The organism is Rhizorhabdus sp. P4_G5, assembly GCF_056401065.1.
The window spans coordinates 1-14,788 of sequence record NZ_JBFUKB010000002.1 but is presented as its reverse complement, the minus strand read 5'-3'; the positions used below and the strand labels follow the sequence as shown (position 1 = coordinate 14,788).

Below are 14,788 nucleotides of genomic sequence, written 5' to 3'. Positions count from 1 at the left end.
CTTCACGCTCGCGATGTTTCGCGAGGGTGCGCCGCTCGAACTCATGGCGCATGAAGTGGCCTGGGGCCGGTTCGAGCGCCTCGAAAGCCGGTGCATCACGCATGGCCTGCCCTTCGCGCGCTGGTCGGGCGCCTATTGCGGCCAATGCGCCAAGCACGCCCTGTTCACCCGCGAGGGCGGGGTGCAGTCCTATGCCGCCGACGAGGACGATTATCTCCTGATCGGTCGCTGCACCGTCGAGCGTCTCGGCACGCTGGCCGGGGCGCGGCTATTCCCCTTGTTCTCATCCGCGTGCGCGCCCGCACCAGTCGGGTTTGCGCTGCCAGCGCGGCCACCAGCGCGCGACGCCGGTCGCCACCAGTTCGGTTCCCACATCGAGACCGGCCAGCGTCACCCGCGCGACCGTGCGGTTATAGCTGCGCCCGACCCGCATGATCGTGACATTCTGGCCATCAAGCAGCATCCGGGCACGCGCGGTCGCGGATCGTCCGAGCGCGATCTCGGCCCTGCATCTGGCCTGTCCCGCATGTGTTTCCGGCGCGTCGATCCCGGCGATGCGAATGCGCTCGCCGCTCTCCAGCCGGAATGTGTCGCCATCGATGACGTAGCCGACGCGCCCTTGGTCGGGCGGCGCGGCCGCAATCAGCAACAGCGCGGCGCAGCTCGTCGGCAGGCGGATGGCGATCATCGACATGGTGCTGACCTTACCGTCTTTCGTACCGCACCGGGAACCCTTGCCCGTCCTTGTCCGCCGCACAACCGGCAATGGCGGCAGCGTCGCCGTGCGTGCCCTGGACGATCGATCCGATGGCGCGATGGTGCGTCCGCGCAGTCCACGACCAATCCATCGGGCGCCCGCCCCCACCCCCCGCGGCCCGCCGCGTGGGGTGGGCGCGGGCTCCTCGCGGTCGCTGCGCTTCAAATAAGCCTTTGGCTCCGGTCCTCCGCTGTCGCTCCGGCCTGTCGGTTCGCGGGGCCTGCTTCGACCGCCCCTCTGGTCCGCCCATCGCCCGGAAACGGTTCGGGGCGACTTTTCAGGAGACGAAATATGCCAGCCATCGGTTATGTCACCCGCGACGGAAACGGCTTCAAGGGCCAGCTCAGGACGCTCTCGATCCGCACCGACATCGAGATCATTCCCAACACCCGCAAGTCCGGCGACACCCAGCCCGACTATCGCGTGTCAGCAGCCGGCGTCGAGGTCGGGGCCGGGTGGGTCCGGCGCGGCGAAATGAGCGGCAAGGACTATGTGTCGCTGTCGCTCGCCGCCCCCGAATTCGGCCCGCGCCGGCTCTACGCCAATCTCGGCCGCGCCGCCGGTCAGGACGACGACGACGCCTTGGCGATCATCTGGAACCCGGCCGATTGAGCGAACTGCCCCGCGTCCGCCAAGGGCGCGGGGCATGAAGCGGTGCGCCGGATTTGCCATAGCTCGCGAGGGACTCTGCAGGCGGGGGCGTCTGCACCGTCCGCTTTCCGTTGCACGGACAAAAGCCCGTGCCACCCGGTTCAACCCACACCGCTTTATACGAAATCGAGCCTCAAGAACCCGGCCGCCTGAGCCCGGCGGCCCGTGTCCAGCAAGGGCGCGGGGCATGGCCACCGGCCCGAAACGAGGGGGGCGGAATCGCATGGGTCGATTTGCGACCCTGCCGAAGACGGTCGGATCGATCCAATCCGCGCTCATCAGCCGGCGCACGATGCACTGGCACGGATGGACCGAAATCATGGACGACACCGCCGAACGTGCGCAGGCCGCGCGCGAGACCTGCCCCTTCCTCACCGCCAAGCAGGCGGCCTTTCATCTCGGCCTCGCCTACTCGACGCTGAAGCGCCTGCGCCAGACGGGAAAGGGTCCGAAATGCCGCCTGCATGGCCGCACCTGGCGCTATCATATCGACGATATCGAGGCGTGGTCGGCGGCCCGCGCGCGCGGAGGCGACCGTGGTTGAGCGCCGCGACCTGCCGCTCTTCGCCTGGGGCAACGCACTGCGCGCCGCCCGCGCACGCCGCACAAGGCTGCGCCGCCGCGCCCTGTTGCTGAGCGCCGGCATCGCCTGCCTCGGCCTCACGATCGCGCTGTCGCCGTTGCCCCGACTGGTCTGGAACGCCAGCGCCAGCGCACCCATCGGCCTCTATGCCGTGTCGCCCGGCGCAGCGCTCAAACGCGGCGACATGGTGATTGCCTGGCCGCCGGTCGAAGCGCGGCACCTCGCCGCGAGCCGCCACTATCTGCCTTCCAACGTGCCGCTGGTGAAGCGCGTCGCCGGCATCGCCGGGGACATGATCTGCGCGGTCGATCGCGCGGTGACGGTGAACGGCCGGCGGGTTGCGGTGCGCCGTGCCGTCGACTCTGCGGGCCGCGAACTGCCCGCGTGGCAGGGATGCGTTCGGCTCGGGCCGGGCATGGTCTTCCTGCTCATGACCGAGACCCCGGACTCGTTCGACGGACGCTATTTCGGTGCGACGCTGGCGCAGGATGTGATCGGCAAGGCGACCCCGTTGTGGCTGCGCTGAAGCCGCTCGCTCTCGCCGTCGCGCTGCTGATCGCGCACCCCGCCGCCGCCGATCCTGTCGATCGCTGGCAGGCAGAGATCGCGCAAGCCTCCATGCGGTTCGGCGTGCCGATGGCGTGGATCGAGCGCGTGATTCAGGCTGAAAGCGGTGGCCACACCATGCTCAACCGACGCCCGATCACTAGCCGCGCTGGCGCGATGGGGCTGATGCAGTTGATGCCGGCGACGTGGGCGGCGATGCGAGTGGCGCACGGACTTGGGCGCAATCCCCATGATCCGCACGACAATATTCTTGCAGGCACAGCCTATCTGCGCGCGATGTATGACCGCTTCGGCTATCCTGGGCTGTTCGCCGCCTATAATGCCGGTCCCGGCCGTTATGCCGCCCATCTCGCAACAGGCCGCGCGCTGCCGACCGAGACGCGCGCCTATCTCGCGCAGGTGTCGGGCACATCTTCGGTGTCGTTGCCATCCCTTCCGCAGCGGCCGCCACCGGCATTGTTCATCGCGCTTCGGACTAGCAACACATCGGCCGATCCATCGCCATCGCGCGTGTCGGATGAACCGCCCGATACCCTGTTCGCGGTTCACGCACCTCGCTGACCTGGCATATCCGGCAGCCTCAAACAGTGCCGGTTGAGCGGGCACCGCGCGACGCCAGACGTTGGAGGGGCTCGTCTCGGCAAGGCCCAGCATGACGGGCGCCGAAGCGGCTGTGCAAGGCCGGCGGCCCCTCCAATTTTGCTGCGAGCCGGAGGCTGCTGCGCAGCCGAGTCTGTTTGTTCCAGCGCAACAAAATCGGTTCCTCCGCCGCCGCTGCGCGGCGCTTCCGGCTTCGCCTCCAGCGGCCCTGACAGCCGCTCCGCCACCCGTCTTCGGAGGTCTGTCCTCAATGAGGAGGATTTCAAGCGAAGGAAGCGATCATGACCATGTTTCAATCCATTGGTGCGGCGTCGGACCGCGTAGTGGCAACGCTCGTGGCAGGGCTCGAGATCGAGTTCGGACGGGACGCGGGCGAGGCGCTGGCGCAGCGGTTCCTGGAGGCCGAGGAAAGCGATTTCCTGTGGGATGCGAGGCTGTCGGAGCGGTGGCTCGGGGCTTACGAGAGCATCGATGAGGAGGATTTCGAGCTCGATCGGGTGGCGATTGTCGGGCGGCTGGATGGCCGCTGGTTCGTCGCGGTGAGCATCGTCGATGGCGATGGCAACGCGCATGGATTGATGGGGCGGCGCAGCTTCAGCAGCGAATGCCAGGCACGCGAAGCGTTGGCAGCCATATATTGATCGGTGGGTGGGGGAGGCCGGGCAGGGTGCGGACAGCATCCTGTTCCGGCTTCATTTTTGCCTCGGCGCGCGCGGCAGGGGGGACAGGAGGATGACCGGCATCGGCGCGCGCGGCGGGGGGACAGGAGGATGACCGGCATCGGCGATCGGAGCGGTTCAAACGGGAGAGCGGCGTAAGGCAAGATAAAGTCATGGCACTGGTGCGCCATAAGCCCTTGTCTGCACATCCTTTTTTGGATCCGTGGCCGGCACTGCCTCCGCGGCGCCAGTGCCGGTGCGCGTCGGAATGACGGCATTCCGCGATGTTCGATGGCACCGGTTTTCACGGGACCCGCGGCGCGGCATGCTTGCCGTCCGCGCCCCAGGATCAGGACAATGGCCGACGACGACAGCTTTGTGCCCACCCTTGGGCGTCAGCGCCAGCAGGGCAGCAAGCGCGCCCGGCGCTATCTCGGCCGCGTGCTCGCTGCCGCCAATCTTGCGCGCGGTGGCGCGGCTGCTCCGCGCTTCCCAGACGGGGCCTTCTCGGGCACCCGGATCGGGCGCGGCGCGGGGGTCGGCCGGCTGCTCGCCAGCCGCGGCGGTGATACCGCCTCCAAAGGCCGCCGCGTCATCGTCAAGGCGAGCATCGTCAAACTCGCCGGCAGGGGCGCGTCCGCTGCCGCTGCGCACCTGCGCTATCTCCAGCGCGACGGCACCACTCGCGACGGCGAACGCGGCACGCTCTACGGGCGCGAGTCGGACGCCGTCGACGCCAAGCCTGTCTCGAGCGAAGTCGAGAGGGCTTTCGGCGAACGCGGCGCCGGCGATCGCCATCAGTTCCGCTTCATCGTCTCGCCCGAGGACGGCGACCAATATGACGATTTGAAACCGCTGACGCGCCGGCTGATGGACCGGATGGAAGAAGATCTCGGGACCAGGCTCGACTGGGTGGCGGTCGACCATTTCAACACCGGCCACCCGCACAGCCATATCGTCGTGCGCGGCAAGGATGATCGTGGCGCGGATCTCATCATCGCCCGCGACTATATGACGACCGGCATCCGCGAGCGCGCCGTGGAGCTCGTCGACCTCGACCTTGGGCCTCGTACCCACCGCGAAATCGCGCGGACGCTGCGCGCCGAAGTCGAGCAGGAGTGTCTGACCTCGATCGACCGTGCTTTGCTCAAGAGGGCAGGCGCAGAGCGAGTAGTGGCAACCAGCGGTCGCGACGCCTTCGACCAGACGCTGCGCGTCGGCCGGCTGGCGAAGCTGTCGCGCCTGGGCCTGGCCGAGCCGCTCGGCGCCGGCCGCTTCCGGCTCGCGCCCGACCTCGCCGATATACTCCGCGCATTGGGCGAGCGCGGCGACATCATCCGCACGATGCAGCGCGAATTTTCCCGCGCCGCGATTGCCCGGACGCAAGCCGACCAGGCGATCTACGATCCAGCCGCACCCGATGCCCGCCCGCTGGTCGGTCGCCTGCTGACGCGCGGGCTCGCCGACGAGCATGCCGACCGCCATTACCTGATCGTCGACAGCGTGGATGGACGCAGCCACTATGTGGCGATCGGCAAGCCTGTCCTGAGCTTCGCCGAAGGGGGCATGGAAACCGATGCCAGCCTGCCGCATGGTGCGATCGTGCGGATCGATCCCGTTAGCCCGACAGTGCGGGAGGTGGATCGGACCATCGCTGCGGTCGCCGCTGCCAATGATGGACGATACGATGTGGATGCCCATCTTCGCCACGATCCGACCGCCACGCAGGCCTTCGCTGAAACCCATGTCCGGCGGCTGGAGGCGATGCGACGGATATCGGGTATCGTGGAGCGCGAGCCATCGGGCCGCTGGATCATCGCGCCAGACCATCTGACACGCGTCGCGGCCCATGAGGCTGCGAGGCTGCAAGACCGTCCGGTCGCGATCACCATGCTGTCGGCTCAGCCGCTCGATCGGCTGGTCGATGCCGAGGCTGCAACCTGGCTCGACCGCGAGCTTGTTTCGGCCGCGCCTGAGCCCGTCCGAGATGCCGGGTTCGGCCACGAGCTGCGCGAGGCCCAGGCGCGCCGGCGGCAGTGGCTGGTGGCGCAGGGATTTGCCGAGGAAAATGGAGGGAGCACGGCCTTCCCGAGCGGGATGATCGCCGCGCTCCAGCGCCGCGAGCTGCTCCGGGTTTCAGGGCAACTCGCAGACGAGGTGAATATGCCATTCCGGGAGGCTGCCGAGGGCGCCCGGATCGATGGGGTTTATCGCCGTTCGGTCGACCTCGTCAGCGGGCGCTTTGCGCTGATCGAGCGCGCCCGGGATTTCACGCTGGTGCCATGGCGTCCGGTGCTCGAGCGGCAGGTCGGCAAGTCGGTGTCCGGACTGATGCGCGGCGAGGGCATCAGCTGGTCGATTGGGCGCGGTCGCAGTGGGCCGACCATTTCGTGAAAGGCCCTATCAGGCCACCGGCGTTCAGAGAGAGGCATCCGCGCGTCGGCAGCCCACTATTTCGAGCGCCAGCGCGAGCGCCCCCGGGTGGTGGTGGTTGGGGTCGACTCACATGTCGGCCGATCGTCGATCCAGGCTGGATCCGCCCCGGCAGCCCGGCAGCCCGGCACGTTGCCGCGATCGGAGGCTCGCGCCGACGACCATGTCGGGGCGTAGGTGAGATCGATATCGCCGCGGCGAATCTATCGGAGGATCGCCCGTAGAGGCGTCAACCTGTCCTCGGATATCTTCCAGATCGTCAGACCGGCTCGCGTGACGGGCTGGCGCCGTGCGCTGATGGCCCGTGGTGCAGCCCCCACGATCAGGACTGGATCGCAACCCAGGTCGGACCGCGCGATGCCTGGCGCATGTGGAACCGATAGCCAACCTGCTCGAGGCGCTGCCATGACATGATCGTGGGAAAGCGGCTGTCCAGGACCAGGGTCGCCTGCGATCCCTGTCGCGCCACGTCGATCGTGAGCACCGTGTGATAGGCACGCTGTTCGGTCCAGGCGGTTGCAAGGCGCACCGCGGACGCCGGCCATCCCATCGCCAGGAGTTTCTGGCGGGCCGCCAGCGCGATGTCCTCGCAATCGCCCTCCTTGGTGGCGACGGTCCAATATTCGGCGCGGTGATATTCGCGCTGATCGTCGACCGCGCGGATTTGTCGCACGCTCGCCTGGACCGCCTGAAGCTGCTTCATATGCGCGTCATCGAGCTGCACCACCTTGCACGACGGATCGCTGGCATTGCGGCCGCAAAAATCGATCCAACCGGCCGGCGGCATTACGAGCCCGCCATCGCGCATGGCGGATGCACCCGAACTCGTCGTGGCACAGGCCGAGAGTGACAGCGAAAGTGCCGCGCCGATCCCGATCGCTACAACGCGCATCGTCTTGCCGAAAGGGAGCTGCCGAGCTGTGCCAAGGATGTTGTACGCCATGCTACTGATCCGCCTCTGTATGTCTGCGGACCTTACTAGCGTTTGATCGGTCAAAGCATGGCTACCAAGCCTAGTTAGCGGGGCGTTAGGATTAATCCGTGCGCCGCGTCTTGGATATATTCGGTGTTGCGGGGCGCCAGTCTGGTTATCGAGTTCTTCGACTCCGCCCTGGGACGGCATCCCCGCATCTCTACTTTAGGACCGCGCCGTGATCCTGTCATCCCTGATGATATAAACGGGAAGTGTCGCGATGGACACTTCCCGTGTTGCAACGGCTTCAACGGCCGACAAGCCAGTCTCGCTAGTCTGAACAGCGGCATAACATTGCCAAAGCTTTTTCCAAGCATAGTTGGCTTCGCCCATCAGCCCGTTGCAACCCCATCATCTGAATGTAACGGGCTCCGAACGGGCCTATATTGTTCATCCTTAACGATCATTGCCCATGCGATACGGGCCGTTTTGTTCGCGAGCGCCACGGCGGCGACGCGCGTCGGCTTGCGGGCAAGAAGCTGAGTCAGCCACGGATCGGCCCGCTCGGGCAGGCGCCGAGCCCAGCCGATACGCGATATCATCCCGCTCACCAGCAGCCGGCGAATATATTGATCTCCCATGCCGGACATCCGCGTTGAACGCGCCCGCCCGCCGGTGGAGTGAAGCAAAGGCGTCAGCCCAAGCCACGCGGCGAAGCTCCTGGCGTTGGGAAATCGCCTCATATCCGCGACGGTACCGGCTAAGGCCGTGGCGGTCATCAACCCAATGCCCGGAACGGCCAGCAACCGCTGGGCGATGGGATCGCTTTTTGACCATGAGCGCAGCACGTCTTCGAGCTCCCCGACTTTCTTGTCCACATTGCGGACCTGGCTGCACATCGCCGATAGCGGCTTGGCCGCCATCCTCGGTATGCGAGGCTGCTTGGCGGAACGAAAGTCGACGATCCACTGCGTGGCGTCGATCTTATTGGCGGGAACCTCAAGGCCGAACTCGGCAACCAGCGCCCTGATGGCGTTAACGAGCTGAACCCGTTGCTTTATAAGCAGCGTTCGCGATCTATGGACCGACATGACGGCCTGCATCATCGGGCTCTTCAGCGATACGAAGCGGATATTCTCCTTGATCATCGCCTCGCAGATGGCAGCGGCATCATTGGGGTCGTTTTTCCCGCGGATGACGAAGGGTTTGACATATTGAGGGGGGATGATCCGGGCCTGATGACCGAGACCTTCAATCTCTCTCGCCCAATAATAAGCGGAACTGCCCGCCTCCAGGCCAACCAGGGTTGGTGGGATAGTGGCAAAGAAATCGAGAAGCTCTTCGCGCTTGATCTTCTTCTTCAGCGCGGTTCGACCATCCGCATCGATCGCGTGCACCTGGAATGACCGTTTGGCTATATCAAGACCTATGCGCGAGATCATAGTCGATGGACCTTGTTCAGCCGTAAGGTCGCGATACCGAAATAAAATCATAATATCAAGATATAATGATATGATGGCTATGACGTCGAACGATGTAGAGACGCATGCCGCCATCGACGGATCGGGCAGTCGCCGCACACCGCGATAGCCGACGGATATTGCTAGGGGTGAGCAGCCGGTGATACGGGCGGGAAAGTGCTCAAACTCAGCAATTGCCGGCGTAGACAAATCCAATGCGCAGGGAAGGATCGGCGATTGCCACATGTCGGCACTCACCCGCGAGGTCAGCGCTTTACAGGCCTGTCAGCCGCCGCCGCTGCGGGTGCATTCACCCTGGCCGATAGCCGAGCGGCATGTCGTTTGCAGCAGCCGCGAATGACGGATCAATCGGCGTGACGGAGCATATTCTCCAGGACGCCGATGAGATATTCGACGGTTTCCCGGCGGGCATGGTAGATACGCTGAGATCCGCGTCTTTCCGCCACTACCAATCCAGCTCGGGCTAAAATGGTGAGGTGGGTCGAGGCCCCATTTTGCAGAATGTCCAGTTCCTCGGCGAGCGCATTCACGGAGCGCGGGCCACCATCGAGAAGCTTGCGGACGATGCTGAGGCGGGTTTCCTGACCCAAGGCCGATAGCAGCTCGCAAAGCCCTGCAGTGGGGGCGGCGCTCACAGGCAACACCGCGCGGTGTTCGAGGAATTGGCGCAAATGCTGGGAATCGGTCTCGTCACGGGATCACAAATACCGACAATGCACTATATCATGAAATCAAGATATAATGGATTATCTATATTTATGTTTTTGTTTCAAAGGTGACCTTCATGATGGCGGCGGCGTTTCTGATCCAGGTCACTTGCTAGACCCGACCCGCCGATCCCAAGCGGTGCGGCGTTAGGCACGTCGGAAGGGTGCAGCGCGCCGCGCTCGCCGATGATCGCGGCGATAAGCTGCTGCGGAACTCCCATCTGGCTCTCGGGTCCTCCGCGAACGCGCAGTGGATCAGCGCATGTTGGTCAAGCAGCGCAACATCGGATATCGGCAGGTGAGCTAGGATGGCCGACAGCCTGCCAGGCGCGAGACTCGTCCTGCTGCGCTGGGATGCGAGGCCACAAGGAAATGCGCTCTCGGCAACGGGCACAGCCTGGAAGCTGGCGGTCAGTCGGCATCGCAAGCTCGATTTCGGATGAGTCTTCTGGGGCGCTCGATTTCAGAGCAATCTGCTTTCGTCAGACCGGTTGCTCGGGGCGCTTCCAACGACGCCTGTCGTGGAGCTACTCTGCGGCGGGGCTGAGGATGGGACTGCCGTGCTGCAAAAGATTTTTCTGGCGATCCATATCCTTTCGGCAGCACCCAGCTGTGCAGCGTTGTACACGAGCGATAGGTGCGTCCAGACGGGAACAGACCAACCAGATTGGGTGGAGCCGATGGCGCGTTGGGGGATGCTGATATTCCTGGCATCCTCCATCCCCCCGACGATAGCCGTTGCCTGGGACATCGCTGAAGCGCGGACGCGCGGCCGTCGCCCGCAGTCGCGGAAAAAGAAAGCAGGTCGATGCTTGTTGTTTCCCTGCTCCGATGCGCTGATCTGCCGGGGGATGGGCGGGCCGCAGGCAGAGGACTGGGTTTGACATAGCGAGGAGCCGCTAATCATTGGTCACATGGGGATATGGATCCAGTTTGGCACCGAATCCATCGGCCCAAGGCAGCGCTAGCCAGAGGCAGGCCGCAGACATTCGCGCAGCTGGCATCGGGATCTTCGCGGTCAAGCTTCCGGGATAGTCCAATGTGTTGGCGTCCAGTCGATCGGGCGCCCTTCGATGTCCACCCAATCCCCCGCCGAATAACGGGCGCCGCCCAGTTTCCCGCGCCGTCCGGCACCCATATCGTCGACCATGCACAGCACTCCTGTCGGGGGTGTTGTCGCCACCGGTCTGCGGACGATGCGCATTGGGCCGAAGCGATAGATTTCGCCGGGAGGTGGTCTGCCGTGCATCTGCGATTCCCTGCTTGGGTTTCGGACTAGCCTGTCCGATGTTGCCGCACTGATTGCGCTGTCCGGCTTGTCAGAAAGCTAAGGGAGCTTGGTCGCCATGCCAACTAAAACCGATGATAACTGATGATCCCGCAAGGGGGGCGTCTATGACTAAGTCGGAGCCGAGCGCCGGCCACGCGATGCCTGGCGGAGATCCGAGCTGTGGAAGAAGACGAAGGAGGGAGAGGCATGTCGGCGAGGCGCGCGCATTCGGCATGGAGAGCACCGCGTCGATATTCAAAATTGGGCCGGTAGCCGAGGCTATTGCTCTGATTTCACCCAGATGGCACCAATTGACCTGGAGGTGTCATGATAGCGGGGAGCATCATGATAGAGGGGGGATCATGATCGAGCGAGTCGATATAGTCTGCGCGAAGCAGCGGATGGATAGCTTCGCACAACAGCTCGGAGCGGAGCCGCGCTACTTGCCGACTTGCGGAGAGCCGTGGCACGAAGGCCGGCCGCATATCGAAGTTGACGGCGAATATCATCTCGTCACCTATGAGAATGGGATCGCGTGCGAACGGCGCAGTACCGAAGATCTTGAAACATTGCTGTACTGGATTTTCGAAGAGGTGACGTTCGCGATGGCGGCCGAATATGAGCTGCGGCATCGCCGCACGGCAGAAGATAGCCGTCGCCAGCTATTTTCAAAACAGATCGAATTATTGGGCCGATTGTTGCCGAGATGGACTCTCAGAAAAGCGGCGGAGCAGGGCGATATACTCAAGCGCTATCCGTATAGCGATGCCGTTGATAAAGCATGTCACTGATGCTGAGCTTGTCGGCCGACTACCGTTCAGCGTCGCCGACGGGCGTCGTGCGGCCAGGACCGGTAGCCATGGGGGTCGATCGAACCTGCCGTCATGTCCGGTGCCTCGCTTGACCTTGGCATGTCGGCTGGCAGGAGTTGCCGATAGAGCTTAGCTCATGTTTACCGACGGCTTGAATTCCCCCTGACCCGAGCTTTATGGCTCGGAAGCCTGAGTTTGAAACGGAGCAATAACAAGCATGGACGGCCTAGACTCAATGTTCAGAGCGCTCGGGAACTCGATTCGCAGAGCGATCCTGTTGCGCCTCGCCTTGGGCGAAACCACTGTGAACGCCCTATGCGAGTCCTCTGATATCTCAGCACCGGCAATCTCTAACCATGTTCAGATACTCGAAAAGGTTTCTCTCCTGACTCGGCGTCAGCAGGGTAAACAGCATCTTTTGCGACTTACGCCTGAGGCGCTCGACCACACCAAGGCGTGGATCGACTTCATCCGGCGGGCATAGCCCTTGGGATCTGTTTTTCTACCTCGAGCATCGAGCGCAGCCACGCGTTCAGTGGGGAGGGGGCAAGGCGTGGTGTCGCCTGCAGGGTTCCCAGCGGGCTGCTGCAGTGTCAGCACAAGGGCAGGGCAGGGCAGCGTAGATTGGCGCAACTCATTGATATAACAGGTCGGTCATCCAGGCCGGCGCTGCCCGTCAAGGGTGGAAGTGCAGCATGGGCATCCGCGAGGACGTTGGTGCGGGGGCGCAGCAGCTCGGCAAGCTAGTCGAGGTCACGCTTGTCTGATATCCGACGCTGCTGCTGATCACGCTCCTCGCATGATCCCGCTGGCATCCACATGATGATGGCGTTGTTCAATATTACCAGGCTAGCGCAGCCGAGCGTTGATCGCTGCATAGAGGCAGGCAATATTCTCGATTCGATATTCCTCCATTCGATGACCTCCCTCGGTGAAGCAGGTCTTGCCGCATTTGGGGATGCGAGCTGCCGGGATCAGGTAGAGGCGCTGGACCAGTTGGTTGGCTGGGTCCATCAGCCCGACAAGCATGGCTCCGACCTCTGGTCCGGCACGGTATGACACGCGCCAGAATGGCTCGGCTGATTTGATGTATCGCGCGACGGTGACGCCCAGCAGGAGGTCGCCATCGATATGCAGCAAGCGGCGCCCGGGTAGCTCGGAAACGCCACCCCCATCGCCCCGGATCGCGGCGCGCGCCTGACCAAATAGTTCGAGGGCGTGACGAACCATGCCTCGGCCGACTGAGACGTGGGAAAACTCGCCAATTTGGAAATCGACCAGCCGATAGACCGCAGGTAGTGAGCCAAAGCGTTTTCGATAGGTCGACACGGATGGCACATCCTTTGATCGCTGGATGATCGCCCCAGACAACTTGCCCTCGCGTTCGAGAAGCGTCTGCAGGCGGGAGGTCAGCTCGTCCTCCTGGTAAATGTGCAGCACCCGACCGCGTGCGCGCTGGGCACGATCGAACAATCGGCGGCTGATGATCGGCTCGAAGGCACCCTCGCAACGAATCCATGCATCTCGGCTGTTCCGCCGCGAACCACCGCGGAGCTTGCTTGAGGACTGGTTGAACACATTGGTGCCAAGATAGCGCTCCGACTGCAGGATGTGACTGATCATGGATCGGCTCCAGGCCCCGCCGGTAGGGCCAGTGCTGCCTTCGGCATTGAGGAGCCGGACTATCTCACAATCGAGCAGCAGCTTGTCGGCTGAGAGCCGGAATATCCGGCGTACCATCTGGACTTCGCGCGCAGGCCCGGGGACCAGGGCAACACGGTCAGAGCGCAGATTTTTGACCTGCCCGGACTCAAGCGCGCCTTTCAAATTGCCATGTTCGTCGAGTAGGACGCGACGCATTCCATAAGGCGGTCGTCCCCCCATTTTGTGCCCATTGGATGCAAGCCGGCATTGGGCGGCAAAGACTTTGTCGGACAGGTCGCGGCTGAATTCACCGGCCATGGCGCGCCGCACATTCTTGATGATCGTGCTGGCCAGGCTGCCATCATTTTCGAACAGCTCGGCACAATAATGGACCTGTACGCCCGCGCTGCGGCAAATGAATTCATAATGTGCGCTCTCGTCCGTATCCTGAAAGCGCCCCCATCGGCTGACATCGTAGATGAGAATCGCATCGAAGCCCCGATCCTTTGCAAGCACGTCGCTCAGCAATTGCTGGAGCGCCAACCGACCCTTGAGATGGAGACCGCTGCAGCCCTCGTCGCGGTAGGTTTCGACGATCTCGAATCCGTTGAGTTGAGCATAGTCAGTGATCTTCGCCATTTGGTTGGCGATCGAATAGACCTGCTTCTCCGTCGACATTCGCACATATTGCACAGCACGGGTTGAAGGCTGATCGACTGGCATACCCCCTCCCACGGCTGAGAGCGCTCATTGATCATGAAGCTGGTTTGCGAGCATACACCTTTTGCGGCGGTTCAGCCAAAACATCCCGGCGATCGCATTGGTGACGGATCGGCTTGCTTCGAACGACAGTCTCTTGTTCGTCGCATTGATGGTGCCGCCTGTCTATGCGACGCTACTGACAGTAGCGAAGCAAACAAGGCGGCTATCGCGCGGCCTTCACCGCACCCATCAGGAATTCGACATTGCCTTCGGGGCCGGTGATCGGGCTCGGCGTCACGCCCATGCTACGCCAGCCCTGCGCCTCGATCCAGCCGACAGCTTCGGCGCAGACGCGCGCGTGGATCGTTGGATCCCGCACAACGCCGCCCTTCCCCACCTCCTCGCGTCCGGCCTCGAACTGCGGCTTGATCAGCGCGATCAGCCGCGCGTCGGGCCGCGCGAAGCCGATCGGCGTCGCCAGCACTTTCGCCAACGAGATAAAGCTCGCATCGCACACGATCATGTCGATCGGCTCGGGGATGTGCGCGGCGGTAAGGTGCCGGGCGTTGGTCTGCTCGAGGACGATCACGCGCGGATCGCTGCGCAGCTTCCAGGCAAGCTGGTTGGTGCCGGAATCGACCGCATAGACCCGCGCCGCGCCGCCGCTCAGCAGCACGTCGGTAAAGCCGCCGGTCGACGACCCGACGTCGATCGCCACCGCGCCCTCTGGGCTCCAGCCGAAATGCGAAAGCCCATGGGCCAGCTTCACGCCGCCGCGCGACACCCAGGGATGATCGCGCCCGCGCACCTCGATCGCGGCATCGGGCTTCAGCGCCTGCCCGGCCTTCTCGATCTTCCGCTCGCCGGAGAAGACCAGCCCGGCCAGGATCAACGCCTGCCCGCGGGCGCGGCTCTCGACGAGCCCGCGATCCACCAGCAACTGATCCGCGCGCACGCCGGCGGCCATGAATGCCCTTTGCATCTGGTGGGCGGTGACGGGCTCGAACCG

The 14,788-nt window shown here is 63.8% G+C and carries 16 protein-coding genes; 9 read left to right on the top strand and 7 right to left on the bottom strand.

Features of this window, described 5'->3' with window-relative positions; genetic code table 11:
- Positions 1 to 283 precede the first annotated feature (283 nt).
- On the bottom strand, positions 284 to 694 hold the full coding sequence (locus AC1DQK_RS02405) for a thermonuclease family protein (protein ID WP_477867030.1): 411 nt from the start codon (positions 692 to 694) through the stop codon (positions 284 to 286).
- Between the two features lie 354 nt (positions 695 to 1,048).
- On the opposite strand from AC1DQK_RS02405, the gene AC1DQK_RS02400 reads away from it, so the two are divergent.
- The 6 genes from AC1DQK_RS02400 (at position 1,049) to rlxS (ending at position 6,211) form a co-directional block, all read left to right on the top strand.
- Positions 1,049 to 1,369: a DUF736 domain-containing protein gene (locus AC1DQK_RS02400; protein ID WP_477867028.1), complete on the top strand. Its 321-nt coding sequence runs from the start codon at positions 1,049 to 1,051 to the stop codon at positions 1,367 to 1,369.
- A 262-nt stretch (positions 1,370 to 1,631) separates the two neighbouring features.
- Positions 1,632 to 1,952 carry a helix-turn-helix transcriptional regulator gene (locus AC1DQK_RS02395; protein WP_477867026.1) on the top strand — a complete coding sequence of 107 codons (321 nt, stop codon included), beginning with the start codon at positions 1,632 to 1,634 and terminating at the stop codon, positions 1,950 to 1,952.
- Entirely contained in the window at positions 1,945 to 2,517 is a 573-nt protein-coding gene (locus tag AC1DQK_RS02390) for a S26 family signal peptidase (RefSeq protein ID WP_477867024.1), read from the top strand. Before AC1DQK_RS02395 ends, AC1DQK_RS02390 begins: the two co-directional genes overlap by 8 nt.
- Positions 2,505 to 3,119: a lytic transglycosylase domain-containing protein gene (locus AC1DQK_RS02385; protein ID WP_477867022.1), complete on the top strand. Its 615-nt coding sequence runs from the start codon at positions 2,505 to 2,507 to the stop codon at positions 3,117 to 3,119. The genes AC1DQK_RS02390 and AC1DQK_RS02385 overlap by 13 nt, the downstream gene beginning before the upstream one ends.
- Before the next feature lie 320 nt (positions 3,120 to 3,439).
- On the top strand, positions 3,440 to 3,799 hold the full coding sequence (locus tag AC1DQK_RS02380; protein WP_477867020.1) for a hypothetical protein: 360 nt from the start codon (positions 3,440 to 3,442) through the stop codon (positions 3,797 to 3,799).
- Between the two features lie 375 nt (positions 3,800 to 4,174).
- The gene (gene rlxS / locus AC1DQK_RS02375) at positions 4,175 to 6,211 is read left to right on the top strand and encodes a relaxase/mobilization nuclease RlxS (protein WP_477867018.1); all 2,037 of its coding nucleotides are present in this window, start codon (positions 4,175 to 4,177) and stop codon (positions 6,209 to 6,211) included.
- 361 nt (positions 6,212 to 6,572) lie between these two features.
- Here rlxS and AC1DQK_RS02370 read toward each other — a convergent pair whose 3' ends face one another.
- The 3 genes from AC1DQK_RS02370 to AC1DQK_RS02360 all read right to left on the bottom strand — a co-directional run bounded on the left by AC1DQK_RS02370 (position 6,573) and on the right by AC1DQK_RS02360 (position 9,315).
- Positions 6,573 to 7,142: a transglutaminase-like cysteine peptidase gene (locus AC1DQK_RS02370; protein ID WP_477867016.1), complete on the bottom strand. Its 570-nt coding sequence runs from the start codon at positions 7,140 to 7,142 to the stop codon at positions 6,573 to 6,575.
- A gap of 413 nt (positions 7,143 to 7,555) precedes the next feature.
- Positions 7,556 to 8,869: an IS110 family RNA-guided transposase gene (locus AC1DQK_RS02365; RefSeq protein ID WP_477867014.1), complete on the bottom strand. Its 1,314-nt coding sequence runs from the start codon at positions 8,867 to 8,869 to the stop codon at positions 7,556 to 7,558.
- Between the two features lie 119 nt (positions 8,870 to 8,988).
- Entirely contained in the window at positions 8,989 to 9,315 is a 327-nt protein-coding gene (locus tag AC1DQK_RS02360; protein WP_477867012.1) for an ArsR/SmtB family transcription factor, read from the bottom strand.
- Positions 9,316 to 9,659: 344 nt separating this feature from the next.
- On the opposite strand from AC1DQK_RS02360, the gene AC1DQK_RS02355 reads away from it, so the two are divergent.
- The gene (locus tag AC1DQK_RS02355) at positions 9,660 to 9,794 is read left to right on the top strand and encodes a hypothetical protein (protein ID WP_477867010.1); all 135 of its coding nucleotides are present in this window, start codon (positions 9,660 to 9,662) and stop codon (positions 9,792 to 9,794) included.
- A gap of 575 nt (positions 9,795 to 10,369) precedes the next feature.
- On the opposite strand, the gene AC1DQK_RS02350 is transcribed toward AC1DQK_RS02355, so the two are convergent.
- Complete coding sequence (locus AC1DQK_RS02350; protein ID WP_477867008.1) at positions 10,370 to 10,501, bottom strand: hypothetical protein; 132 nt, start codon at positions 10,499 to 10,501, stop codon at positions 10,370 to 10,372.
- Positions 10,502 to 10,983: 482 nt separating this feature from the next.
- Between AC1DQK_RS02350 and AC1DQK_RS02345 the strand changes: the two genes are divergently transcribed.
- A complete protein-coding gene (locus AC1DQK_RS02345) occupies positions 10,984 to 11,412 on the top strand; it encodes an Imm63 family immunity protein (RefSeq protein ID WP_477867006.1) in 429 nt (142 codons plus the stop codon).
- Between the two features lie 238 nt (positions 11,413 to 11,650).
- A complete protein-coding gene (locus AC1DQK_RS02340) occupies positions 11,651 to 11,917 on the top strand; it encodes an ArsR/SmtB family transcription factor (protein WP_477867004.1) in 267 nt (88 codons plus the stop codon).
- 365 nt (positions 11,918 to 12,282) lie between these two features.
- Here the strand turns inward: AC1DQK_RS02340 and AC1DQK_RS02335 are convergent, their stop codons facing one another.
- Together AC1DQK_RS02335 and AC1DQK_RS02330 are read right to left on the bottom strand one after the other, a co-directional pair.
- Complete coding sequence (locus AC1DQK_RS02335; RefSeq protein WP_477867002.1) at positions 12,283 to 13,800, bottom strand: recombinase family protein; 1,518 nt, start codon at positions 13,798 to 13,800, stop codon at positions 12,283 to 12,285.
- Between the two features lie 202 nt (positions 13,801 to 14,002).
- A complete protein-coding gene (locus AC1DQK_RS02330; RefSeq protein ID WP_477867721.1) occupies positions 14,003 to 14,746 on the bottom strand; it encodes a TlyA family RNA methyltransferase in 744 nt (247 codons plus the stop codon).
- Between the last annotated feature and the right edge of the window lie 42 nt (positions 14,747 to 14,788).

Coding starts and splice junctions, on each gene's coding strand:
- AC1DQK_RS02405 (WP_477867030.1), bottom strand. CDS start 694: ATGTCGATGATCGCCATCCGCCTGCCGACGAGCTGCGCCGCGCTGTTG.
- AC1DQK_RS02345 (WP_477867006.1), top strand. CDS start 10,984: ATGATCGAGCGAGTCGATATAGTCTGCGCGAAGCAGCGGATGGATAGC.
- AC1DQK_RS02395 (WP_477867026.1), top strand. CDS start 1,632: ATGGGTCGATTTGCGACCCTGCCGAAGACGGTCGGATCGATCCAATCC.
- AC1DQK_RS02365 (WP_477867014.1), bottom strand. CDS start 8,869: ATGTGGCAATCGCCGATCCTTCCCTGCGCATTGGATTTGTCTACGCCG.
- rlxS (WP_477867018.1), top strand. CDS start 4,175: ATGGCCGACGACGACAGCTTTGTGCCCACCCTTGGGCGTCAGCGCCAG.
- AC1DQK_RS02330 (WP_477867721.1), bottom strand. CDS start 14,746: ATGGCCGCCGGCGTGCGCGCGGATCAGTTGCTGGTGGATCGCGGGCTC.
- AC1DQK_RS02350 (WP_477867008.1), bottom strand. CDS start 10,501: ATGGTCGACGATATGGGTGCCGGACGGCGCGGGAAACTGGGCGGCGCC.
- AC1DQK_RS02400 (WP_477867028.1), top strand. CDS start 1,049: ATGCCAGCCATCGGTTATGTCACCCGCGACGGAAACGGCTTCAAGGGC.
- AC1DQK_RS02370 (WP_477867016.1), bottom strand. CDS start 7,142: ATGCGCGTTGTAGCGATCGGGATCGGCGCGGCACTTTCGCTGTCACTC.
- AC1DQK_RS02340 (WP_477867004.1), top strand. CDS start 11,651: ATGGACGGCCTAGACTCAATGTTCAGAGCGCTCGGGAACTCGATTCGC.
- AC1DQK_RS02335 (WP_477867002.1), bottom strand. CDS start 13,800: ATGCCAGTCGATCAGCCTTCAACCCGTGCTGTGCAATATGTGCGAATG.
- AC1DQK_RS02380 (WP_477867020.1), top strand. CDS start 3,440: ATGACCATGTTTCAATCCATTGGTGCGGCGTCGGACCGCGTAGTGGCA.
- AC1DQK_RS02355 (WP_477867010.1), top strand. CDS start 9,660: ATGGCCGACAGCCTGCCAGGCGCGAGACTCGTCCTGCTGCGCTGGGAT.